This window comes from Trinickia diaoshuihuensis (assembly GCF_003390925.1).
Classification (GTDB): domain Bacteria; phylum Pseudomonadota; class Gammaproteobacteria; order Burkholderiales; family Burkholderiaceae; genus Trinickia; species Trinickia diaoshuihuensis.
On record NZ_QUBS01000056.1, the window covers coordinates 1 to 22,101 of the forward strand.

Sequence of the window (22,101 nt, forward strand, 5' to 3'; positions counted from 1 at the left end):
CGACCGCGCCCGCGCCGGCGCGACCTCGCGCCTGGCCGCGCTCGCGCGTGCGGCGCCCGCGCAATGGGACCTGTCGGCCGTCGAGCGGATGGACCACGTCGGCGGGCAGGCGCTCTGGCGCGTCTGGGGCCGCAAAATGCCCGAGCACATCGCGTTGACGGACACCCAGCGCGACATCTTCGCGCGCATTGCTTTGCTCGAAACACAACGCGAGTCGCCGGAGCCGGTGCCGCGCGTCGATATCGTCACGGCTTTGGGCCGGGCGGTGCTCGGTTTCGCGGATCACGCCTACGGCGCCATGGCGATGTTCGGCCGCTTCGTCCTGGACGCGCTTTCGGTGCTGCGCCGCCCCTCGCGCGCGCCATGGCTCGAGATTTCCGCCAACGTCTATAGCGCCGGGGCGAAGGCGTTGCCGATCACGGCGCTCGTCGCGTTTCTGATCGGCATCGTGCTGAGTTACTTGTCGGCACAGCAGTTGCGCCTGTTCGGCGCGAATCAATACATCGTCAACATCCTCGGTCTCTCTGTGATTCGCGAACTCGGCCCCGTGCTCTCGGCCATCCTCGTCGCCGGGCGCTCCGGCTCGGCCATCACCGCGCAAATCGGCGTCATGCGCGTGACCGAGGAACTCGACGCGATGCTCGTCATGGGCATCCCACACGGCCGGCGGCTCGTGCTGCCGCGCGTCGTGGCGCTCTCGATCGCGATGCCGCTCATCGTCATGTGGACGAACATCGTCGCCCTGGCCGGCGGGGCGCTCGCGGCCCAACTCGTCCTCGGTATCGATATGGCCTACTTCGTGCGCGCGCTGCCGGGCGTCGTGCCGATCGCCAACGTATGGATCGGGCTCGGCAAGGGCGTTGCGTTCGGCATGTTGATCGCGCTCGTCGCTTGCCACTTCGGCTTTCGGATCAAACCGAACTCTCAAAGCCTCGGCACGGGAACGACCTCGTCCGTCGTTTCCTCGATCACGGTCGTCATCCTCGCCGATGCGATTTTCGCCATCGTCTTTCAGAACGTCGGGCTATGAGCACTCCCTTGACCGCCGCCGTGCGCAATGTGCCGCCGCCCGCGATCGCGGAGCGGGTAATCGAGGTGCGCGATCTGACCAAGCGCTACGGTGCGATGACCGTGCACGAGCATTTGAACTTCGACGTGCGGCGCGGTGAAATCGTCTCGATCGTCGGTGGTTCGGGCTCGGGCAAGACTACCCTCGTGCGCCAGATCCTCGGGCTCGAGGCGCCCACCGCGGGTACCATCGAAGTATTCGGGCGCGATACGTCGTCGATCGACGAGCAAACGGCCCGCGTCATGCGCAGCCGCATCGGCATGCTGTTTCAGCAAGGGGCGCTGTTTTCGTCGATGTCGGTCTTCGACAATATCGCGCAGCCGATCCGCGAACTCGGCAAGGTACCGGGCCCGCTCTTGCACGATATCGTCATGCTCAAGCTGGAAATGGTGGGGCTGCCTTGCAAGCATGCCTCGAAGATGCCGGCCGCGCTCTCGGGCGGCATGATCAAGCGGGTGGGCATCGCGCGGGCGCTCGCGTTGGAGCCCGAGTTGCTGTTTTTGGACGAGCCGACGGCCGGCCTCGATCCGAAAGCGTCCGAGGACTTCGTGGAACTGATTGCCACCCTGCACCGGGCGCTGGGCCTGACGGTCGTGATGGTGACGCACGATCTCGATACGATGACCTCGCTGTCGACGCGTGTAGCCGTCATCGCCGATCGTCGCGTCCTCGTGGCCGCGCCGGTCGAGGAGGCGGCGGCCGTCGATCATCCGTTCGTTCGCGAGTTCTTTCTGGGTAGGCGCGGCCGGCGGGCGTTGCAAGCGCTGCCGCCCGAGCGCCGCGCGAAGCTGCCGCCGGCCGCGCTCGTGTCGGCGACAAGCGAGGTGCCGTTATGACGCGCGAGCCGAAGCGGCGGCGGGCGGCCTCGTAAGGCGCCGCGCAACGACGAGACAATGCGATGGAAAACAAATCACATGCGTTTTGGGCGGGACTGTTCACGATCGGGCTAGGGCTTACGATCGCGCTCGCCGTATTCTGGTTCAATCTCGACCGCACGGTGCGCGTTCCCTACGATCTGATTTCGCATACGAACGTCACGGGGCTCTCGACCGACGCCGATGTGCGCTACCGTGGGCTCGAAGTGGGCAAGGTGAGATCGATCCGATTCGACCGGGCGCATCCGGGCACGATCGTGATTCGCATTGCGGTCGACAAAAGCGCGCCTATCACGCGCTCCACGTTCGGGAGTCTCGGGTTGCAGGGCGTGACCGGCATCGCGTTCATCCAACTCGACGATACGGGCACCGATCTCGCCCCCGTGCCGACCTCGGAAAAGCATGTGGCTCAACTGCCGATGCGGCCCGGGCTGCTCGATCAACTGCAAGAGCGCGGCGATGCGCTGATGAGCGAGTTGCAAAGCGTAGCCGCGCGTGCCGACGCGATGCTGTCCGATCAAACGCGCACGCAACTGCTCGCCACGGCGTCGAGCCTGCAGCACGCGGCCGATGCGGTCACGCAACTCGCGCAGACGGCAGCTCCCGCGGCCGCGCAGCTACCGGGCACGATGAACGCGCTCACGCGCACGCTCGCTTCGACGAATGCCTTGGTGACGACGCTCGCTTCGCCGAGCGGGCCGCTCACGGCGAACTTGAACAAGATCGGCTCGGCCGCCGATCGCGCGGGCGGGGCGTTGGCGACGATGGATACGTCGCTGCAGCAAATGTCGGCGCGCCTCGACTACGAAACGCTACCGCGCGTGAATGCGCTTGCCACCGACGTTGGCGGCGCGGCGCGCGCGTTCGATCGTGCCGCCAACGCCTTCAGCACGAGCCCGAGCAGCGTGCTGTTCGGCGTGGGACGCGCGCAGCCGGGCCCCGGCGAACCCGGTTTCGCGTGGCCCGCGCCCGCCCCCTCGGCAGCCGCGCAGGGACATTGAAAGACTCGACGAGGGAGCGTACAGCATGAGACGGACGACCGATCGAAGCCTATCCGCACGGACAACGTGTTCCGATCCGACCGCCGAACGCGGCGGGAGACGCGCGGTTGCGCGCGCAACGAGGGCAGTTGGCTATGCGCTTGCGGCCGCGGCCATGGCGGGCGCGATCGGCGGTTGCGCGTTCGGCACGCCGGCGGCGCTCGCGAACGTCCGCTATGACCTCGGCCCGCAAAGTCCGCCCGCTTACCTTGGGCCGCTGCCGACGTTGCGCTTGTTCGACGTGCGCTCGCCGGCCTCGCTCGACTCCGACGACATCCGCTACCGCATGAGTTATGCGGACCCGCATCGCACGGCGGCCTACGCGAACAGCCATTGGACGATGCGTCCCGCTCAGTTGTTGACCGAACGCGTGCGCGGCGCCCTAGCCGCGCGCGGGGCCGTGCTGAGCGGCGGCGACTCGGTGAACGCGCCGCTGCTCACGATCGATCTGGACACGTTCGAGCAGGTTTTCGACAGCGAGAGCCAAAGCCACGCATTGCTGAGGGCGCGCGCGACGTTAACGCGCGACGGCGTGCTCGTCGCGCAGCAGACGTTCGAGGCGCGCGCGCCGGCGAGCACGGCCAACGCGGCGGGCGGCGTGCAGGCGCTCGCGGCCGCGAGCGACCAATTCGTGGCCCAACTCGTCGCGTGGCTCGGGATGCAAGCGAGCGCGGCGGCACGATGAGGGCGGCCGAGCGAGCGCGCGTCGTGCTCGCTATAATCGGCCGACCGCCTCATCCCGCCCGCGCCATGCCGGTGTCCTCGCGGCGGGCCGGCACTCTCTCGGAGCGCTAGACCATGGATTCCTTCTATAAGTACCACGTCTTTTTCTGCACGAACCAACGCGCGCCCGACGCCGATCGCCCCAGTTGCGGACGGCGCTGCGACGCGGAGCACATGATCGACCACACGAAAAAGCGCGTGAAGCAACTGGGTCTCGCCGGCGCCGGCAAGGTCCGGATCAACAAGGCGGGCTGCCTCGACCGTTGCGAGGAGGGACCCACGATCGTCGTCTATCCGGAAGGCACGTGGTACACCTACATCGACGAGACCGATCTCGATGAAATCGTCGATTCCCATTTGAAGGACGACAAGGTCGTCGAGCGTCTTTTGATCGACCAACCCGCCTGAGCTTCGCGCACGCTCGCATAGCGTCACTCATGAACGTCCATACGCAGAAATTTCTCATCGACGGTCCCGTCGGAAAAATCGAGGTTGCGCTCGATCGTCCGGAAGGGGACGCGCGCGGTATCGCGCTCGTCGCGCATCCGCATCCGCTGTTCGGCGGATCGATGGATAACAAGGTCGCCCAAACGCTGGCACGTACGCTCGTGCAGCTCGGCTACGTCACCTATCGCTCGAATTTCCGCGGCGTGGGGCAAACCGAAGGCAGCTATGACGAGGGCGTCGGCGAACGCGACGATCTCGTTGCCGTCATCGCGCATATGCGCGAGCAGCCGGGGCAGGCATCGCTGCCGCTCGTGCTGGCCGGGTTCTCTTTCGGCACGGCCGTCGTCTCGCACGTTGCGCGCATGCTGACCGAACGCGGGCAAAGCATCGAACGCATGGTATTCGTCGGCACCGCCGCGAGCCGTTTCGAGGTGGCCAACGTCCCCGAGAACACGTTGGTCATTCATGGCGAACAGGACGATACGGTGCCGATCGCGTCCGTCTTCGAGTGGGCGCGGCCGCAAGAGCTGCCGGTCGTCGTCATTCCCGGTGCCGAGCATTTCCTCCATCGCAAGCTGCACATCTTGAAGCGGATCGTCGTCGACGCTTGGCGTTGAGTCGCCGCGAAGGCTTGCATTGCCCTGACGAATCGGCGCGCGCACCGAGCGCGCAAAGGGCTGGAAACGGCCGGCGTCTGCGCGTTTTCGGCAAGAAAAGCCCGTTTTCGGCCGGACGTGCCGCGTATAATGGGCGAAATTTTTTGCGCGCCGTTTCGTCGATGCGGCCCCATACGTCTCATGCGTAGCGGGTAAAGCATCGGCACACGGGAGCGAACGACGCGAACCGAATCGTGCGCCGCCAGTCAAACGGGCGCCGCGCAAGCCGCGTCGCTCGTTCATCGTGCGCCGTGACGGGCGGTGAAAACCGCCGACCGGCGGCCGGCATTTCCCGATCGCGCGCGTCCGCGCGCTTCGCTTTTCTGCACGAATCGATCTATGCGTTCTTCCTCGTTCCGTCTCCCGCCCGTTGTTGCTTCCTCGTTCGTTTCTTCCTCGCTCGGCGCCGCCGCATTGACGGCCGCGACACTCGCCGCGGGTGCCTTGTATGCGCCGGCCGCGAGCGCGCAGGTACCTCCGCCCGCCGTGACGGCTCGCTCGTGGGTGCTCGTCGATGCGACGAGCAATCAAGTGCTGGCCTCGGGTAATGCCGACGAGCGCGTCGAACCCGCGTCGCTCACGAAATTGATGACGGCCTACCTCGTCTTCGAAGCCTTGCAGACGAAGAAGATTTCGATGGATCAGGTCGTGGTCCCGAGCGAAGCCGTGCGTCGCGTGCGCAACGACGAATCGCGCATGTTCATCGAGGCGCAAAAGCCGGTCAGCGTGCACGACCTCGTCTACGGCATGATCATTCAGTCGGGCAATGACGCGGCGATCGCACTGGCCGAACTCGTCGGCGGCAGCGAGGCGCATTTCGTCGAAATGATGAACGCGGAGGCGCAGCGGCTCGGGATGAAGGGGACGCATTATGCCGACGTGAACGGCATGCCGTCGCCGGGCCATTACACGACGGCCGCCGATCTGGCCGTGCTCTCGGCGCATCTGATCCGCGACTACCCCGAGTACTACAGCATCTTCTCGATCAAGGACTTCACCTACAACAAGATCAAGCAGCCTAACCGCAACCGGCTGCTCTGGATCGATCCGACCGTGGACGGGTTGAAGACGGGGCATACGCAAGCGGCCGGCTACTGCCTGATTGCTTCGGCCAAACGGCCGTTGCCGGGCGTGCCCGACGCTTCGCGCCGCCTCGTTAGCGTGATGATGGGCGAGGAGAAAGAGCACGAGCGCGTGCAAGACAGCATGAAGATGCTGAACTACGGGTACTCGGCTTACGATACGGTGCGCCTGTTCAAAGCCAATCAATCCGTGCAGACGCCGCGCGTCTACAAGGGCGCCGCGAACTCGGTGCAAGTGGGCGTGAAGAGCGATCAATACATCACCGTGCCACGCGGGATGGGCGAGAAGATCAAGCCGCAATTCGTGCTGAACGAGCCGCTCGTCGCACCGATTGCGAACGGCCAGCAAGTGGGTACGGTGCAGATTGCCGCCGACGGCAAGACGCTGACGCAGTTCCCGATCGTTGCCCTGCAAGCCGTTCCGCAAGCGGGTATCGGCGGCCGCATTTGGGATTCGCTCTTGCTGATGTTCGGCAAGAAGAAGTGACGGAGGTACGAGCATGAGCCCGGTGAACGAGTCCTTATTCGAGTTTCCTTGCGATTTTCCGATCAAGGTGATGGGCAAGGCGCACCCCGACTTCGCCGAGACGATCGTAACCGTCGTGCAGCGGTTCGACGCCAGTTTCGACGCGACACGCGTCGAAACGCGGCCGTCGAGCGGCGGCAACTACATCGGCTTGACCGTCACCGTGCGCGCGCAGAGCCGGGAACATCTCGACGACATCTATCGCGCCTTGACCGGCCATCCGATGGTCAAGGTCGTGCTGTAAGCTGGGCGCGAAAGCTCGCGACTTCTTCCATCAACCACGTGCGAAACGCCTGAACCCGCACGCTTGCCAATAGCGGCGGCGGGCAGACGAACCAATACGAGGCCGCGCTGGGTGCCTCGATGGCGAACAGCCGCACGAGCCGGCCCGTGGCCAGTTCGTGCGCCGCGATCGAGCGCCTGACGATCGCGATGCCTTGCCCGTCGAGCGCTGCTTGCAGCAGATTCGACGAATCTTGATAAAGCACGCCGCGGCGCGGCTCCTGCACGCCCGCGAGTCCCGCCGCTTCGAACCAATGCCGCCACATCCGATCGTCCGCGCGCAGCAAGCGCGGCGATGCGGCCAATTCGGCCGGCGTCTTCGGCAGCGCACCGCCGTTGAACGTCGGGGCGCAGACCGGGAACGAGACCTCGTCCAGCAGCGCCTCGGCATGCAAATCGACATAGGGGCCGGTACCGAACCGGATCCCGACGTCCACGTCGTCGCGCGTGAAATCGGTCAAGACGTTGGTCGACAACAGTTCGAGATCGATTTCCGGATGGCGCTCGATAAAGCGCCCGATGCGCGGCGTGATCCAGCGCGCGGAGAACGAGGAAACCGACGACACGACGAGCCGCCGGGCCCGCTGGCCCTCGCGTACTTCGCGCGTCGCGTCGGCGAGCGAGATCAGCGCGGTGCGGACGTCCTTGGCATAGCGGCAGCCCGCGTCGGTCAGGCGGACTCGCTTGCCTTCGCGCATAAACAAGGCCGTGCCCAGCTCGTCTTCCAGCGCCCGGATTTGATGGCTCACGGCGCCATGCGTTACGAACAGCTCCTCGGCCGCGCGCGAGAAGCTCTCGTGCCGGGCGGCTGCCTCGAATACCCTCAAGGCGTTCAATGCGGGCAGTTGTCGAAGGTTCACGGGTTGCCTCATTCGTTACTTTTTCTCACATCGACGTGAGAATTGATCGTTTGGTCGATTGCCTTGGCGTGTCTAGGATTGTAGGCACGGAGCAACCTTGTGGTGAGACGATCATGCGACAAATTTCCTCAAGTATCACGTTCGAAATCGCGCCTGGCGAAACGCTGCCGATGATGATTTCGCATAGCACACGCTTATCCGTCCACGGTTCGCCCGTTTGGGTGACGCGCAGCAACGACGTCGAGGACTATTGGCTACAGCCCGGTCACTCGCTGCGCCTGCGGCCCGGAGAGCGCCTCTGGCTCAGCAGCGAGGGGCCGCGGGCGGCGTGCGTGGCGTTCGTCGCGCCGTTGCGGCGCACGGCGGTGCTGGCCGATTTGGCGAGCGCGCTCTCCGACTGGTGGGCGGCGCGCTGGAGCGGTTGGCGCACGGTTTGACGCGGCGTTCGGGTCCGGAGTAGCTCGATGGCATGCGAGCGCGCTCCGGGCGCCGCGGGCGGACCCCTGCCGATTCCGGTAAACTGGCGGCCATTATGTGTGCCGCATCGACTTCTTCTTTCGTCCGCCCGTTGCCGTTTTCTTCGAATGCGGGGGCGCCCGACGCGGTGCCGAGCGGCGAGAGCAGCAGTGCCGTTGCCGAGGCGCCGGAGGTTATCGCGCCCCCGATCGTCCGTTGGCTGGGCGCCGTGCCGTACGAGCGCGCCTTCGAGTCGATGCGCGCGTTCACCGAGGCGCGCACCGCCGATACGCCCGACGAAATTTGGCTCGTCGAGCACCCGCCCGTCTTCACGCTCGGGCAGGCGGGAAAGCCCGAACACTTGCTCGTTCCCGATCCCGCCATTTCGGTCGTGCAAGTCGACCGGGGCGGACAGATCACCTATCACGGTCCCGGCCAAGTCGTGGCTTATCTGCTGCTCGACCTGCGCCGGCGCAAGCTCATGGTGCGCGAATTCGTCGTGCTCATCGAGCAAGCCGTGATCGACACCCTCGCGGCGTATAATCTCGTCGGCGTGCGCCGGCCCGGCGCGCCCGGCATCTACGTGGCGCCGGGACAAGGGTCGGGCGGGCACGAGGGCGCGAAGATCGCCGCGCTCGGCCTGAAAATCCGCAACGGATGCAGCTATCACGGCGTGAGCCTGAACGTGAAGATGGATCTGCGGCCGTTTCTCGCGATCAACCCTTGCGGCTATGCGGGACTGGAGACGGTCGATATGGCGACGCTCGGCGTCGCCGCCGGCTGGAACGAAGTGGCCGAAACCTTAGCGGCGCGGCTCGCCGCGAACCTCGGCGACGCACCGCGCGCTCGCTCATCGATTGGATCACCGAATGACTGACGTTAACGCCCAACCGGCTGCCGCCTCCGACGCATCGCAAGCCGCGACTCCCTACGACGCGACCGCCAAGCAGAAAGCTCAAGCGAAAACGGCACGTATTCCGATCAAGATCGTACCGATCGAGAAGCTGAAAAAGCCGGAGTGGATCCGCGTGAAGGCCGCGACGGGCAGCTCGCGGTTTTCGGAGATCAAGCAGATTTTGCGCGAGCACAACCTGCATACGGTCTGCGAGGAAGCCAGTTGTCCGAACATCGGCGAGTGTTTCGGCAAGGGCACGGCCACGTTCATGATCATGGGCGACAAGTGCACGCGCCGGTGTCCGTTCTGCGACGTCGGCCACGGCCGTCCCGATCCGCTCGATACCCAAGAGCCGGCTAACCTTGCGCGCACGATCGCGGCGCTCAAGCTCAAGTACGTGGTGATCACGAGCGTGGACCGCGACGACTTGCGCGATGGCGGCGCCGGCCATTTCGTCGAATGTATTCGGCAAGTTCGCGAGCAGTCGCCGGCGACGCGCATCGAGATTCTGACGCCCGACTTCCGCGGCCGCCTCGATCGCGCGCTCGAGATCCTGAACGCGGCGCCGCCCGACGTCATGAATCACAATCTCGAAACGGTGCCGCGGCTCTACAAGGAAGCGCGTCCCGGTTCGGACTATGCGCATTCGCTGAAGCTCTTGAAGGACTTCAAGGCGCTGCATCCCGAGGTGCCGACGAAGTCCGGCATCATGGTGGGCCTAGGCGAGACGGAAGAAGAGATCTTGCAGGTGATGCGCGATTTGCGTGCGCACGACGTCGATATGTTGACGATCGGCCAGTACTTGCAGCCTTCCGAGCATCATTTGCCCGTGCGCGCATACGTGCATCCCGATACGTTCAAGATGTACGAGGAAGAGGCCTACAAGATGGGCTTCACGCATGCGGCCGTGGGCGCGATGGTGCGTTCGAGCTACCACGCCGATCAACAAGCGCACGACGCGGGCGTCGAGGGCGTGGTTTGACGGTTATCGGGTAGAGAGCGACGTTTCCCGCGGGACCTAATTGCGCGCTAGCGCGGCCGGTCTGGATGATCGGTTGCACTAGCGCGTTCTAACATCTGCTCAGCCACTTCGTGGCCGAAGAGTTCCGGGAGCACCGTTTCAGCGGTCCTTGCCTGAGCGAACTCTGCTTCACCCCATATCGGGTTGTCGTCCTTAGATTCATTCACTTTTTGTGGCTGCATCACGCTCCCTTGCGTGGATCTGCTTTATGCAGACGAATGGTCTTTGTATGTGTGCAAATTCCGATTCGTCCGTCCGTGCCTGCAATTCAGACTGTTTGAGCCTTTCCGGCAACCCGGATGCCGCAGAACCCGGTTTCCGGAAACCTGGACTTAGGCTCACGATCAAGTAAAAAAATAGCAATAAAATCAAAGACTAAGCGCGAATTGCGCATTGGCATCGACCTTGCAATCGATGGACCCCACGAACGGTCGCCTTGGCCGGTCGACTTATTTCAAGCTGGGAGACATCGATGCGTCCTCTGAAGAAGCCCTTCTACCGAATCCTCTACGTCCAGGTCATTGCGGCCATCATCGCCGGTGTCTTGCTCGGCCATTTCTCGAGCGCGCTCGCCGTCGACATGAAGCCGCTCGGCGACGCGTTCATCAACCTCGTGAAGATGGTCATCGGCCCGATCATCTTCTGCACGGTCGTCTCCGGCATCGCCGGGATGGAGGACATGAAGAAGGTCGGCCGCGTCGGCGGCAAGGCGCTGCTCTACTTCGAGGTTATCTCCACGTTCGCGCTCGTGCTCGGGCTCATCGCCACGCACGTGCTCAAACCCGGCGCGGGCTTCAACGTCGACGTGAACTCGCTCGACGGCAAAGCCGTGGCCTCGTATGCCGCCAAGGCGCACGGCCAGAGCACCGTCGACTTCTTCATGCACATCATTCCGCGCACGATGGTCGATGCGTTCGCACAAGGCGAGATCCTGCAGATCCTGCTCGTCGCGTTGCTGTTCGGCAGCGTCCTCGCGACGATCGGCGAGCGCGGCAAGCCCGTGACCGACTTCGTCGAAAGCGTCTCGCAAGTGCTGTTCGGGATCGTGCGCATCGTCACGAAGCTCGCCCCGATCGGCGCGTTCGGCGCGATGGCCTTCACGATCGGCAAGTACGGCATCGGCTCGCTGCTGCCGCTGATGAAGCTGATCGGCACGTTCTATCTGACCTCGCTAGTGTTCGTGCTCGTCGTGCTCGGCACCGTGGCACGGCTCGTCGGCTTCAACATCATCCGCTTCGTCGGCTACATCAAGGAAGAGATGCTGATCGTGCTCGGCACGAGTTCGTCCGAAGCCGCGTTGCCGCAATTGATGGCCAAGCTCGAAAAGCTTGGCTGCTCGCGCTCCGTCGTCGGCCTCGTGGTGCCCACCGGATATTCGTTCAACTTGGACGGCACGAACATCTACATGACGATGGCGGTGCTGTTCATCGCGCAAGCGACGAATACCGACCTCACGCTCACGCAGCAGCTCACGCTGATCGCCGTCGCCATGCTGACGTCGAAGGGCGCGAGCGGCGTGACGGGCGCAGGCTTCATCACGCTCGCCGCGACGCTTGCCGTCGTGCCGACGATTCCGCTCTCGGGCATGGTGCTGATTCTCGGCATCGATCGCTTCATGAGCGAATGCCGTGCGCTGACGAATATCGTCGGCAACGGGGTGGCCACCGTCGTCGTATCCGCTTGGGAAAAAGAACTCGATCGCTCGAAGCTGCGCGCGGCGCTCGGACGCGGTGCGCAAGCGCTGGACGCCGAAGCCCAGACGAATAGCGCGGGCGTCTAATACCTTGGCGGCGCAGGCGCGGCTCGTAGGCTATGACACAATAGGCTACGTGTTCGCCTACGCCCAGCCATCGTGACTCGCCGCCTGATCGTCGTTCTCGCGCTCGCCGCGACATTGCTTGCCGTGTGCGTGGCCACCTGGCGCATCGCCTGGCTGCGCGGGATCGACGTTTTACAACAGCAGGCGGCCGCGCGGGCCGAGCGTACAGCCAATGCGCTCGGCGATACGCTCGAACGCTACGAATCGCTGTCCTACCTCGTCGCGAGCCACCCGCTCGTTGCCGAGGCGCTCGATACGGGCTCCCCCGACGCGCTCGCGCGTGCCGACCGCTACCTCGCCGACGCGAACGCGCACGCGCACGCCGACGTCTCCTACATCATCCGCGCCGACGGCCGATGCATGGCCGCCAGCAATTGGGATCGGCCCGATAGTTTCGTCGGTTCCCAGTACCGGTTTCGCCCGTACTTTATCGATGCGATGCAGACGCAGGTCGGCCGATTCTTCGGCATCGGCACGGTGTCGGGCGTCCCGGGCTATTACATCTCGCAACCGGTTCGCCGCGACGGACGCATCGTCGGCGTGGCGGTACTCAAGCTCAACCTCGAATGGTTTCCGGGCGCCGACGCGAACGAGCCCGTCTTGGTGGCCGACAAGCACGGCGTGATTTTTCTGTCGTCGGTACCCGCTTGGAAATATCGAGCGGTGCGCGATCTGCCCAGCGATATCGCCGAATCGATCGAGAAAACGCGCCAGTACGCCGGCGTGCCGATCGCCAAATTACCTATCACGCCGGTGCGCGCGCTCGATACGCCCGATCTACGGATCGTGCGCGTAGGCGCGCGCGCGGCTTCGCCGTATTACCTGCTCATCGAACGCACCGTGCGCACGCCCGGCTGGCAATTGATGACGCTTGCCCCGGTGGAATCGGTCGTCGACGATGCGCGCAACACGACCGCCGCCGTCGGCTTCGGTTTCATCTCGCTTTGCTTGCTCGCGTTTTACTGGCGCATGCGTCGCGCGCGGGCGCGTGAGCGAGAGGCGGGACGTGCCGCGCTGCAACGCGCGTATGCCGAGTTGAACCAGCGCGTAGAGGCGCGTACCGCCGATCTGTCTGCCGCCAACGCGCAGCTATTGACCGAGGTGGCCGAACGCACGCGTGCGGAAAACGAGTTGCGCGCGGCACACGCGGAGTTGTTGCAGACGAGCAAGCTCGCCGCGCTCGGGCAGATGGCCGCCGGTATCACGCATGAATTGAATCAACCGCTCGCGGCGCTGCGCACGTTCTCGGACAACACGCGCGTGCTGATCGAGCGCGGCGAGCTTCCGGCCGCGCGCGAGAATCTCGAAGCGATCGGCTCGTTGACCGAGCGCATGGGCAAAATCACGAATCAACTGAAACTGTTCGTCGGCCGCGCGCAGCCGACCAATGCCTGCTGCGATTTGGCCCGCGCGCTACGCAACGCGTGCGGCGTGCTGCAAGACAGGCTGCGCCGCGTGTCGTTCGAAGTGCGCATGCGCGAGGTTTCGCGATTGCCGGACCCGCAAAGTCGCGACTCGCTCGGTGCGACCAGTGCCTATGCGTCCATCGACTTGCGGGCCGACTCCCCGCCGCTCATCGTTCATTGCGACAGCCTGCGTCTCGAACAAGCCCTGATCAACTTGATCGGCAATGCCCTCGATGTATTGGAGCCGGTGACCGAGCCGCGCCTGTCGATCGATGTCGACGTGAGCGAAGAGGCGCTATCGGTCACCGTGCGCGACAACGGACCCGGCATCAGCGCCGAGGCGCTGCCTCGGTTATTCGAACCGTTCTTTACCACGAAGGCAGCCAGCAAGGGGCTTGGACTCGGCTTGGCGATCGCCTCGTCGATCGCGCGCGATTGCGGCGGCGCGCTGATCGCGCGCAACGAGCCGGGCGGCGGGGCGGCGTTCGTTTTGACGCTGCGCCGCGCGACGACGGCGTCGCAGAGCGCATGGCAGCAAAGCGACCCGGCGTCGACGAGCTAACGCACTTTGGACGGCGTGGATCTTCTTTTCTATGGTATTTCGACATCGCCATGAACCCGACGGCATCCGCAGATAGCGTACAGGTGATCTTCATCGAAGACGACGAGCTCGTGCGCCGAGCGAGCGTGCAAAGCTTGCATTTGGCCGGGTTCGCCGTGAACGGGTATGACTCGGTGGAAGCAGCGCAGCGCGCGCTGGGTCAATTCGACGACCGGTTCGCGGGCGTCATCGTCAGCGACATCCGCCTGCCCGGCGCCAGCGGTCTCGACCTGCTCGCCCAGTGCCGGCGGGCAGCGCCCGAGGTGCCCGTCATTCTCGTCACGGGGCATGGCGACATCTCCATGGCCGTCCAGGCGATGCGCGACGGCGCCTACGATTTCGTCGAAAAGCCGTTTTCGGCCGAACGTCTCGTCGATACGGTGCGGCGTGCGCTCGAGCACCGGCGTCTCGTCCTCGAAAACGCCGCGTTGCGGCGCGAGTTGGCGGTGCGCGACGCACTCGTGCCGCGCATCATCGGCCGCAGCGCGGCGATCGGCGAAGTGCGCCGGCTCATTGCGAACGTCGCGCCGACCGATGCGCCCGTGCTCGTCATCGGCGATACGGGCGCGGGCAAGGAACTCGTCGCGCGCAGTCTGCACGAGTTGTCTCCGCGTCAGGACAAACCGTTCGTCGCCGTCAATTGCGGCGCGTTGCCCGAGGCGATGTTCGAGTCGGAGATGTTCGGCTACGAGCCGGGTGCCTTTACGGGCGCGGCGAAACGCCGCATCGGCAAACTCGAATACGCGTCGGGCGGCACGGTGTTTCTCGACGAGATCGAGAGCATGCCGTTGCCCTTGCAAGTGAAGCTCCTGCGCGTGCTGCAGGAGGGCACGCTCGAGAGATTAGGCTCGAATCAACCCGTGCGTGTAGACCTGCGGGTGGTCGCAGCGGCCAAGGGCGATATGCAGGCGCTCGTTGCGGCGGGGACGTTCCGGCGCGATTTGTTCTACCGGCTCAACGTCGTGACGATCGATGTGCCGCCGCTGACCGAACGGCGCGAGGATATCGTGCCGCTGTTCGAACACTTTGTGCTCGAGGCCGCGGTGCGCTATGGTCGCCCGGCCCCCTTGCCGACGGCACGCCAGCGAGCGGATTTGATGGCGCGGGACTGGCCCGGCAACGTGCGGGAACTGCGCAATGCGGCCGATCGATTCGTGCTGGGGATCGAGCCCGCGTCGGCTTCGAGCGGGCTCGGCGCTGGCGGTGGTGGGGAGCCGGCCCGTTCGTTGAAGGAGCGCGTCGAGCAGTTCGAGCGCGCGACCATCGCCGATGTACTAGAGCAACATGCCGGCGCCGTGTCGGCAGCCGCCGACGAACTGCAGATCGGTAAGGCGACGCTTTACGAGAAGATCAAACGATACGGCCTCGCCGAGCGAGGCGAGGCCGGAAAGGATGGCGCTGCTTAGCCGGGGGCCGGGCGTGCGATCGAACGAAGAAGCTCAGGCCGAGCCCAATGCCTTTTGCAGCAGTTGATCGAGTTCGGCGAATTGCGGCGAGCCGACGTAACGCTTGAGAATCTTGCCGTCCTTGTCGACGACGAACGTCGTCGGCGTCATCTGGACATTGCCGAATTGTTTGGCGGCGCTGCCGTCGTCCATGGCGACCTTGAACGGCAGCTTACGCGTTTGGGTGTAGTTCACGACGTACATCGGCGCGTCGTACTGCATCGCCACCGCCACGAACTCGAGCCCCTGGCCCTTGTAGCGGTTGAACGTGTCGACCATCTGCGGCATTTCCTTGATGCAGGTCTCGCAGTCGGTCGCCCAGAAGTTGACGAGGTAGACCTTGCCCTTCAATTCCGACGTGGACAGCTTTTGTCCGGACAACAGCGTGAACGTGGCGCTGGGCACCTGCTGGCTGCGGCCGAACGTGAAGTATCCGGCGATCGCGATGGCGGCGGCCGCGCAGGCGAAGGCAACGTAACGCAGCGCTCCGGCGCGGCGGGTGGGGGAAGCTGGGCTTTGGCTCATGGATACGACCTCTTGCGGACGAGCGCGGCGAGAATAGGCGGGCAACTCGATGGCGAGCTGCCGTCTGCGCGATTCGGCGCCGCCATTTTACCCCCTTTCGCAAAGCGCAGCCGAGTGCCGCGCTGCTCGCCCGCGCGATGGCGAAAAAGGCATCCGCGGTGGCGGATAATGGCGCTTTCGCGTTTATCTAGCCAGCCAATCGCTTCCGCTCGCCATCCCCTATGCGTTTCTCCTTCTTGCTTCCCGCCCTGCTTGCCGCGCTCTTCGGCGCCGGATGCACGCCGGCTTACAACTGGCGTACGGTGGCCGATGCCGCCGAAGGCTATTCGGTCGATCTGCCCGCCAAACCGACCGTCGACGAGCGGCGCGTGCAAATCGCGGGCAACGCGCTGCCGATGCACGTGCGAGCCGCCCATACGCAAGGCGCGGTGTTTGCCGTGGCCGTGGTCGACCTTCCGCGCGAGGACGCCGAGCTCGGACGAACCGTGGCCGACGCGCTGCGCCAGGCGCTGGCGCGCAACGTCGGTGCATCGGCCGCCGAGCACGCGGTGCAGATCCGGGCGGCAAGCGGCGCGGCGGTACCCGGAATGGATATCGTGGCCTCTGGCGTGGCGGGCGACGCGGGCGAGAGGCGCACGATTCACGCGTGGGTGGCCGCGCGCGGGCGCCATGTCTATCAAGCCGCCATCATCGCGCCCCAAGCGCCGCCCGAGGAACAAACGGATCAATTTTTTGGGTCGCTGAAGCTCGATTAGCTTGCGGAACGCGGCACGTCGGCGCGGCAGGCCACGAGTTGACGCGCGTGCATACGAATGAAGGTTCCATCGTAGGAATTTGCGCTAATCCCCGGATTTCTTGTAGGTTTTTGGTCTATCCACAGCTACTGTGGATAACTCTGTGGGGAAATCGGGTGCTGCGGCGCTCAAAGCCCCTTCGACGGGGCGTCGCATCGGATTCCTACGACGTTTCGATCTATGAAAAGCTATAAAAATCAAAAACATATAGCCGACGGCTGAAGCATTGGCTTTAAACGAACGTCAGAGCACACGAAAGGCGACTGTGTGCATAAGTCAAGTCTTGACAGCAATTTTTTTGCTGCTGCGGGCCGATCCGAGCTTCGGCTTCGAGCCGGTTCCACGATATGGCCCGCAATTGACATGACTTGTCGCTAATTTGCCCTGCGTGACGTAGGCGAAGCGGGTTGATGGATGGATCATGGCTTCGCTTTATCGCCTTCGTCCGTTCAGGGCGACGAGAAGACGCGGCGATACTGAATGGCCTCGGCGATATGTGCCGCCTTGGGCATCGCCACACCGGCTAGATCGGCGATCGTCCGCGCCACTTTCAGCACGCGGTAGTAGGCCCGAGCCGACCATTTGAATCGCTCGCTGGCCTCGCGCAGCAGCAATTCGGCCGCGCCGTCGAGCTGACAGAGTTCATCGATCTCGCGTCCGTTCAATTCGCGATTTGTCTTGCCTTGCCGATCGAGTTGCCGCTCTCGCGCTTGCTCGACGCGCCGGGCGATCGATGCGCTGGGCTCCCCGATTTCGCTGGAGCGCGCCGATAGCTCGTTCGGCATCAGCGCCGGCAACTCGATTTGGATGTCGATCCGGTCGAGTAGCGGTCCCGAGAGTTTGCGTAGATAACGCGCGGCGATCTCCGGCGTGCATCGGCAGCGTCCCGCCGGATCGCCGCGCCAGCCGCACGGACACGGATTCATGGCGGCGACCAACTGGCACGCCGCGGGGAAATCGACCTGCTGCGCCGCGCGCGAGACCGTGATGCGGCCGGCTTCCAGCGGTTCGCGTAGTGTTTCGAGCACATGCCGGTCGAACTCGGGCAATTCGTCGAGGAACAACACGCCGAGGTGAGCCAGCGTGATCTCGCCGGGTTGGGGCGGATTGCGGCCCCCAACGAGCGCCGCGGCGCTCGACGAATGGTGCGGCGCGCGAAATGGCCGGCGCCGCCAATCGGCCGGCGAAAATCCGTGTGCGCTGGCCGACAGCAGGGCGGCCGAGCTGAGCGCTTCGTCGTCGGTCATCGGCGGCAGCAAGCTCGGCAGCCGCGCGGCCAGCATCGATTTGCCGGCGCCGGGCGGCCCGACCATCAGGACGTGATGTCCGCCGGCCGCAGCCACTTCGAGTGCGCGCCGGGCGCCTTGCTGACCGATGACGTCGGCCATATCGGGCGGCGCGGATCCGCCTCGATCGCGCTCGGGCGGCGCGGCGACCACCGGCGCTAGGCGCTCATCGGACTTCCCGCATAAGTGCGCGCACAACGATGGGAGATCGGCCGCGCCGTAGACGGCGACGCCCGGTACGAGGGCCGCCTCGGCGGCGCTTGCCGCCGGTAGGTACAGTTCCGGCAGATCCCTCGCCGCGACAACTGCATTCGCGGCCGACGCACTACGCGCGGCGCCGCAAGCCATCGCGAACGCTCCGCGCATGGGCCGCAACGCGCCCGTTAGGGAAAGTTCGCCGGCAAACTCCCGCTCGCCGAGCGCACCCACGGGGATCTGCGCGCTAGCCGCGAGAATCCCAAGCGCAATAGGCAAATCGAAGCGCCCCGATTCTTTCGGCAAATCGGCCGGAGCCAAATTGACGGTGATGCGGCGCACGGGAAATTCGAAGCCGCAGTTTTGCAGCGCCGCGCGTACACGCTCACGGCTTTCGCGCACTTCGAGATCGGGCAAACCGACGATCGAAAACGACGGCAACCCATTGGCTAAATGAACTTCGACGGTGACTTCGGGCGCGCGGCCGGAAGCGGGCGCGCGCGAGCGCACCACGGCAAGCGACATATGTTCTCCTCAGAACCGGGCCGCCGAGGTATTCGCGGCTTTTCCAAAAGGTGAGGACTGGGACGGTCCTCTGATTGCGATAGCGCGGCGCGGTGGCGATGGGTTCGCGCACGGCGCCCGCGTGTCACAATCACTGTAGCAACGGCAGATGGCTCTGGGGCACCCGCCGCTCATCGTTGGCCGTTCGGCCTACAAGTGCGATAGCCTTTTGCTTGCCTCGAATCGAGTTCGAGCATAACATGGCCATGTGAAATAACATGGCCAGCTGAAATAACATGGTCAAGTGATATGGACGGCATACACTTCGCAACCGGAGCCACCGACCGCCTCGCGCGCCACTCCGTGCATGCGCTTTTCCAGAGCCAGGGATGGGACGTCCTTGAGAACGGCGAGGACGGCAAGGGTGCGGATTTCATTCTGACGAGCCCGCGTGGCCAAACGTATCACGCCGTATTGAAGGCGCTGACCGAAGGGCGTGCCGATCGCGCTATCCCGCTATTCTCGCAGGCTCTGCTGGAGTCGCGCGCACGCGCGAGCGGGCGACACGACCGATCTCGCCCGGCTGTTATCCTCTGGGTGGGAGTCGCATCGCGTGCTCTCATCAGAAAGCTCGTGGACTTCCAGAAGGAGTATGGAAGCGGTGAACCGTTCGCCATCCTCTCAGACGTGCCGCTGTACGCTGATTTCCCCGAACTGGAGGCCAAAGAGCAGCCGGCGAGCGTGCGGCGCAGCAGCCATTCGGCACCGCCGACGCTCGTTTTTTCCGACCTTGCCCAATGGATGCTGAAGCTCCTGCTGGCGGCCGACATCAAGCGCGAGGGCCTAATAAGTGCTCCGGTAAAGACGTACATGACGGCGACCGAGCTTGCGCGGGAAGCTCAAGTATCTGTCATGAGCGCCACTCGCCTCATCAATGCGCTGAAAGAAGAGGGCTTGGTCGAATGGGCGCCGCATTTGCGGATCGTGCAGCGACGCAAGCTTGCGCAACGTTGGAAGGCAGCGTACGTGAAACCGGCCGTCGGCGTGCCGATGAAATATCTCGTGGGTGGTGTGGCCGAAGAGCAGCAGTTACGAAAGACGCTCAAGCGCGAAGAGGGGGCGACGCTGGGCCAGTTTGCGGCGGCCGACGCTCTGCGCGTAGGGCACGTTCATGGCGCGATAACGGCCGTCTGGGTGCTCGATCTCGCAGCGGCTGAAGGGTGGCGGGGTTTGAGGCGCGCGCGCGAGGGCGAACGGCCGGACCTGATCCTGAAGCAGCACCCGTATCCGCAATCGCTGCTTCGCGGGCGCGTGATGCGTGATGGGCTCTGGGTGTCCGACATCATCCAGACATGGCTTGATGTTTCCGCCGAACCGACGCGCGGTGCGGAGCAGGCCGCCGAACTCGAGCACGGCATTCTGGCAAAAGTAGTGGGAGAAAAAATGTGAGCGGCTTGGCGGAATTCAGCAGACTTGCCATGACGTTGGAGCCGTGGCGCACGCAGATTGTCTTCGTGGGTGGATGGGCATTCCGGCTCTATGGCTATGACCCGCGCGCTTACACGGCGGACCACAAACCGATCTTCACTCAGGACGCGGACGTGGCATACGACAAGCGCGAGCTCCGCGAAGGGGATATCAAGGCGGCATTGGAAGGGGCTGGCTTCACGGAACAACCGAACCTTGCGGGCGGTTTCAGGCCGCCGGCGATGCGCTACAGCCTGGGTGGCGATGAAAACGGGTTTTACGCTGAGTTTCTTACGCCGCTCACCGGTAGCGGGAAAAAGCGCGACGGGAAAGGAGGGTTGAAGGAGGACGCGACCGAACTGCACGCCGGCGTCGTCGCGCAAAAACTTCGCTTCCTCGAAGTTCTCCTGTTCGAACCCTGGCTTGTGACCATCCCGAAAGAAGAGTCCGGGCTATCCGAGGCTGTGGTCGATCTTCGCGTGCCGAACCCGGTGAGTTTCATGGTCCAGAAGCTCTTGATCCGGGACAGACGGGAAGGGAAAAAGCGCGCTCAGGACGTCCTCTACGTAAGCGACACGCTCAAGATCTTCTACGGAGCAATCGAGAGTGATCTAGTTCCAGTCTGGCACGAACTGGAGGCTACGCTGCATGCCAACCAGCGAAAGTCGATTCGCGAAGGCGTGCGAGCGCTGTTCTCGGAGATGAACGACGTGATCCGAGAAGCGGCAGAGATTCCTGATGACAAGCGGGACCCTGAAGCGATGCTACAGCTGTGTAGGGAAGGCTTCGAAGAACTCTTCGGCGAGGTCTAGTACACGGCGTGAGTCATCACCTCTCGACCAGCTGAACCGGGCGGCGCATCGGCCGACCCGGACTACGTTGCTGCGTCTCGAGGGGGACGCCCAAAGGCCGGGCGTATGCGCCCGTACGGGCGCGGCGGGCGGACTACGACTCTTGCGACGTGGCCAGGCGCTGTTCGAGGTCGGCCACGCGGCGTTCGAGCTCTTCGAGGCGAGCGCGCGTGCGCGCGAGCACGTGCGTTTGCGTGTCGAATTCCTCGCGCGTGACGAGATCGAGCTTCGAGAAGCCTTGCGACAGCATGGCCTTCACGTTGCGCTCGACGTCCTTCGCCGGCGAGTTCTTCAGCAGCTCGCTCATCCGGTTCTGAAAATCCTGAAATAAATCATTCGGTTGCTTCATGATGGTTCCCCTTCGTTGCACAAAAAACGTGCAGCTTCTTTCCCGACTTGCGCCGGCGATGCACGGATGATCGAACTTGGTGCGTCCAAGGCCGCGCGCGCGTGCACCGACGAGCGTCGTTGGTGCGTACCCGTGGTTCGGGCGTGCGGACACTCTAGCAACGATCGCAGGGCCACGCCAGCGCGGCAGGCCTTTGCTGGCCGTTCGGCTAGCTCCGGCGCCTGCCGCGCAAACCGCGTTCCCGGCGCCGTTATAACACGCTTGGCACACCTGTTGCTTTTTCTGGCCGCACGACTCGGGGACAGGCATTCGGTGCCGATCCGCACCGCCTGGCGGCGGTGCCGGCCACACAGTTTTCGCAACGAAAAGAGGGATATTCATGAAGCTCATTACCGCAATCATCAAGCCGTTCAAGCTCGATGAAGCGCGCGAGGCGTTGTCGGCGATCGGCGTATCGGGCATCACGGTCACGGAGGTGAAGGGGTTCGGTCGGCAAAAGGGCCATACCGAGCTTTATCGCGGCGCCGAATACGTCGTCGACTTCCTGCCGAAGGTCAAGATCGAAGCGGCCGTCTCCGACGATATCGTCGACCAGGCGATCGAAGCGATCGAGCGCGCGGCCCGCACGGGCAAGATCGGCGACGGCAAGATCTTCGTCACGCCGATCGAGCAAGTGATTCGCATCCGCACCGGGGAAACGGGCGCAGACGCCCTGTAATTCGAAATCCAAATTCGAAGACTTAGCGACATAGAGGAAACCGAAAGATGCGCAAACTATTGATGTCCTTGGCGACGGCCGCCACGCTCCTCGTGGGTGGCCTCGGCACAGCGCTGGCCGACGACGCCTCGTCCGCCGCTGCCGCCGCCTCCACCCCCGCCGCCGCGGCATCGGCCGCCCCGGCAACGGCCGCCCCGGCATCGGCCGCC

At 64.4% G+C, this 22,101-nt stretch carries 21 protein-coding genes and 1 pseudogene; 18 read left to right on the plus strand and 4 right to left on the minus strand.

Going from position 1 to position 22,101, the window contains the following annotated elements:
* The 8 genes from DXT59_RS11830 to DXT59_RS11870 all read left to right on the plus strand — a co-directional run.
* Window positions 1–1,030: MlaE family ABC transporter permease (locus tag DXT59_RS11830; protein WP_162878051.1), on the plus strand; the 1,030-nt coding region annotated here is incomplete at its 5' end.
* A complete protein-coding gene (locus DXT59_RS11835) occupies window positions 1,027–1,905 on the plus strand; it encodes an ABC transporter ATP-binding protein (RefSeq protein ID WP_116137093.1) in 879 nt (292 codons plus the stop codon). The genes DXT59_RS11830 and DXT59_RS11835, both read left to right, overlap by 4 nt.
* Window positions 1,906–1,967: 62 nt before the next feature.
* A complete protein-coding gene (locus tag DXT59_RS11840; protein WP_116137094.1) occupies window positions 1,968–2,945 on the plus strand; it encodes an MlaD family protein in 978 nt (325 codons plus the stop codon).
* Window positions 2,946–3,099: 154 nt separating this feature from the next.
* Window positions 3,100–3,669, plus strand: coding sequence for an ABC-type transport auxiliary lipoprotein family protein (locus DXT59_RS11845; RefSeq protein WP_240324485.1), 570 nt, complete (start codon window positions 3,100–3,102; stop codon window positions 3,667–3,669).
* Between the two features lie 113 nt (window positions 3,670–3,782).
* Entirely contained in the window at window positions 3,783–4,115 is a 333-nt protein-coding gene (locus DXT59_RS11850) for a (2Fe-2S) ferredoxin domain-containing protein (protein ID WP_116137096.1), read from the plus strand.
* A 29-nt stretch (window positions 4,116–4,144) separates the two neighbouring features.
* Complete coding sequence (locus tag DXT59_RS11855; RefSeq protein WP_116137097.1) at window positions 4,145–4,771, plus strand: alpha/beta hydrolase; 627 nt, start codon at window positions 4,145–4,147, stop codon at window positions 4,769–4,771.
* A gap of 378 nt (window positions 4,772–5,149) precedes the next feature.
* Window positions 5,150–6,379, plus strand: coding sequence for a D-alanyl-D-alanine carboxypeptidase family protein (locus DXT59_RS11865; protein WP_116137099.1), 1,230 nt, complete (start codon window positions 5,150–5,152; stop codon window positions 6,377–6,379).
* A 13-nt stretch (window positions 6,380–6,392) separates the two neighbouring features.
* Window positions 6,393–6,662 carry a DUF493 family protein gene (locus DXT59_RS11870; protein WP_116137100.1) on the plus strand — a complete coding sequence of 90 codons (270 nt, stop codon included), beginning with the start codon at window positions 6,393–6,395 and terminating at the stop codon, window positions 6,660–6,662.
* Here DXT59_RS11870 and DXT59_RS11875 read toward each other — a convergent pair.
* Window positions 6,646–7,560 (minus strand): transcriptional regulator GcvA, encoded by a 915-nt coding sequence (locus tag DXT59_RS11875; protein ID WP_116137112.1) that lies wholly within the window; start codon window positions 7,558–7,560, stop codon window positions 6,646–6,648. The genes DXT59_RS11870 and DXT59_RS11875 overlap by 17 nt on opposite strands.
* Window positions 7,561–7,673: 113 nt before the next feature.
* Between DXT59_RS11875 and DXT59_RS11880 the strand changes: the two genes are divergently transcribed.
* The 6 genes and pseudogenes from DXT59_RS11880 to DXT59_RS11905 all read left to right on the plus strand — a co-directional run bounded on the left by DXT59_RS11880 (window position 7,674) and on the right by DXT59_RS11905 (window position 15,164).
* Window positions 7,674–7,997, plus strand: a complete 324-nt coding sequence (locus DXT59_RS11880) for a DUF2917 domain-containing protein (protein WP_116137101.1) — start codon at window positions 7,674–7,676, stop codon at window positions 7,995–7,997.
* A gap of 95 nt (window positions 7,998–8,092) precedes the next feature.
* Window positions 8,093–8,893 carry a lipoyl(octanoyl) transferase LipB gene (gene lipB, locus DXT59_RS11885; protein ID WP_116137113.1) on the plus strand — a complete coding sequence of 267 codons (801 nt, stop codon included), beginning with the start codon at window positions 8,093–8,095 and terminating at the stop codon, window positions 8,891–8,893.
* Window positions 8,886–9,893 carry a lipoyl synthase gene (lipA, locus tag DXT59_RS11890; protein WP_116137102.1) on the plus strand — a complete coding sequence of 336 codons (1,008 nt, stop codon included), beginning with the start codon at window positions 8,886–8,888 and terminating at the stop codon, window positions 9,891–9,893. Before lipB ends, lipA begins: the two co-directional genes overlap by 8 nt.
* Before the next feature lie 511 nt (window positions 9,894–10,404).
* The gene (locus DXT59_RS11895) at window positions 10,405–11,712 is read left to right on the plus strand and encodes a dicarboxylate/amino acid:cation symporter (protein ID WP_116137103.1); all 1,308 of its coding nucleotides are present in this window, start codon (window positions 10,405–10,407) and stop codon (window positions 11,710–11,712) included.
* A 66-nt stretch (window positions 11,713–11,778) separates the two neighbouring features.
* A pseudogene (locus tag DXT59_RS11900) lies at window positions 11,779–13,719 on the plus strand (sensor histidine kinase); the annotation flags it as partial.
* A 50-nt stretch (window positions 13,720–13,769) separates the two neighbouring features.
* Window positions 13,770–15,164, plus strand: coding sequence for a sigma-54-dependent transcriptional regulator (locus tag DXT59_RS11905; protein WP_116137105.1), 1,395 nt, complete (start codon window positions 13,770–13,772; stop codon window positions 15,162–15,164).
* 33 nt (window positions 15,165–15,197) lie between these two features.
* Here DXT59_RS11905 and DXT59_RS11910 read toward each other — a convergent pair whose 3' ends face one another.
* Window positions 15,198–15,728 (minus strand): TlpA disulfide reductase family protein, encoded by a 531-nt coding sequence (locus DXT59_RS11910; RefSeq protein WP_116137106.1) that lies wholly within the window; start codon window positions 15,726–15,728, stop codon window positions 15,198–15,200.
* Between the two features lie 221 nt (window positions 15,729–15,949).
* Here DXT59_RS11910 and DXT59_RS11915 point away from each other — a divergent pair, with 221 nt between their 5' ends.
* Complete coding sequence (locus DXT59_RS11915; RefSeq protein ID WP_116137107.1) at window positions 15,950–16,483, plus strand: hypothetical protein; 534 nt, start codon at window positions 15,950–15,952, stop codon at window positions 16,481–16,483.
* 488 nt (window positions 16,484–16,971) lie between these two features.
* Here the strand turns inward: DXT59_RS11915 and DXT59_RS11920 are convergent, their stop codons facing one another.
* Window positions 16,972–18,528: a YifB family Mg chelatase-like AAA ATPase gene (locus tag DXT59_RS11920; RefSeq protein ID WP_116137108.1), complete on the minus strand. Its 1,557-nt coding sequence runs from the start codon at window positions 18,526–18,528 to the stop codon at window positions 16,972–16,974.
* Between the two features lie 288 nt (window positions 18,529–18,816).
* Between DXT59_RS11920 and DXT59_RS11925 the strand changes: the two genes are divergently transcribed.
* On the plus strand, window positions 18,817–19,956 hold the full coding sequence (locus tag DXT59_RS11925; protein WP_116137109.1) for a helix-turn-helix domain-containing protein: 1,140 nt from the start codon (window positions 18,817–18,819) through the stop codon (window positions 19,954–19,956).
* Window positions 19,953–20,786, plus strand: a complete 834-nt coding sequence (locus DXT59_RS11930; RefSeq protein WP_116137110.1) for a GSU2403 family nucleotidyltransferase fold protein — start codon at window positions 19,953–19,955, stop codon at window positions 20,784–20,786. The genes DXT59_RS11925 and DXT59_RS11930 overlap by 4 nt, the downstream gene beginning before the upstream one ends.
* A gap of 133 nt (window positions 20,787–20,919) precedes the next feature.
* Here the strand turns inward: DXT59_RS11930 and DXT59_RS11935 are convergent, their stop codons facing one another.
* The gene (locus tag DXT59_RS11935) at window positions 20,920–21,174 is read right to left on the minus strand and encodes an accessory factor UbiK family protein (protein WP_116137111.1); all 255 of its coding nucleotides are present in this window, start codon (window positions 21,172–21,174) and stop codon (window positions 20,920–20,922) included.
* A 379-nt stretch (window positions 21,175–21,553) separates the two neighbouring features.
* Here DXT59_RS11935 and DXT59_RS11940 point away from each other — a divergent pair, with 379 nt between their 5' ends.
* On the plus strand, window positions 21,554–21,892 hold the full coding sequence (locus tag DXT59_RS11940) for a P-II family nitrogen regulator (RefSeq protein WP_020566534.1): 339 nt from the start codon (window positions 21,554–21,556) through the stop codon (window positions 21,890–21,892).
* Window positions 21,893–22,101: the final 209 nt, after the last annotated feature.

Bases quoted from the DNA above. Each gene is read 5' to 3' on its own strand.
- DXT59_RS11835 (WP_116137093.1), top strand. From the start codon at position 1,027: ATGAGCACTCCCTTGACCGCCGCCGTGCGCAATGTGCCGCCGCCCGCG.
- DXT59_RS11840 (WP_116137094.1), top strand. From the start codon at position 1,968: ATGGAAAACAAATCACATGCGTTTTGGGCGGGACTGTTCACGATCGGG.
- DXT59_RS11845 (WP_240324485.1), top strand. From the start codon at position 3,100: ATGGCGGGCGCGATCGGCGGTTGCGCGTTCGGCACGCCGGCGGCGCTC.
- DXT59_RS11850 (WP_116137096.1), top strand. From the start codon at position 3,783: ATGGATTCCTTCTATAAGTACCACGTCTTTTTCTGCACGAACCAACGC.
- DXT59_RS11855 (WP_116137097.1), top strand. From the start codon at position 4,145: ATGAACGTCCATACGCAGAAATTTCTCATCGACGGTCCCGTCGGAAAA.
- DXT59_RS11865 (WP_116137099.1), top strand. From the start codon at position 5,150: ATGCGTTCTTCCTCGTTCCGTCTCCCGCCCGTTGTTGCTTCCTCGTTC.
- DXT59_RS11870 (WP_116137100.1), top strand. From the start codon at position 6,393: ATGAGCCCGGTGAACGAGTCCTTATTCGAGTTTCCTTGCGATTTTCCG.
- DXT59_RS11880 (WP_116137101.1), top strand. From the start codon at position 7,674: ATGCGACAAATTTCCTCAAGTATCACGTTCGAAATCGCGCCTGGCGAA.
- lipB (WP_116137113.1), top strand. From the start codon at position 8,093: ATGTGTGCCGCATCGACTTCTTCTTTCGTCCGCCCGTTGCCGTTTTCT.
- lipA (WP_116137102.1), top strand. From the start codon at position 8,886: ATGACTGACGTTAACGCCCAACCGGCTGCCGCCTCCGACGCATCGCAA.
- DXT59_RS11895 (WP_116137103.1), top strand. From the start codon at position 10,405: ATGCGTCCTCTGAAGAAGCCCTTCTACCGAATCCTCTACGTCCAGGTC.
- DXT59_RS11905 (WP_116137105.1), top strand. From the start codon at position 13,770: ATGAACCCGACGGCATCCGCAGATAGCGTACAGGTGATCTTCATCGAA.
- DXT59_RS11910 (WP_116137106.1), bottom strand. From the start codon at position 15,728: ATGAGCCAAAGCCCAGCTTCCCCCACCCGCCGCGCCGGAGCGCTGCGT.
- DXT59_RS11915 (WP_116137107.1), top strand. From the start codon at position 15,950: ATGCGTTTCTCCTTCTTGCTTCCCGCCCTGCTTGCCGCGCTCTTCGGC.
- DXT59_RS11920 (WP_116137108.1), bottom strand. From the start codon at position 18,528: ATGTCGCTTGCCGTGGTGCGCTCGCGCGCGCCCGCTTCCGGCCGCGCG.
- DXT59_RS11925 (WP_116137109.1), top strand. From the start codon at position 18,817: ATGGACGGCATACACTTCGCAACCGGAGCCACCGACCGCCTCGCGCGC.
- DXT59_RS11935 (WP_116137111.1), bottom strand. From the start codon at position 21,174: ATGAAGCAACCGAATGATTTATTTCAGGATTTTCAGAACCGGATGAGC.
- DXT59_RS11940 (WP_020566534.1), top strand. From the start codon at position 21,554: ATGAAGCTCATTACCGCAATCATCAAGCCGTTCAAGCTCGATGAAGCG.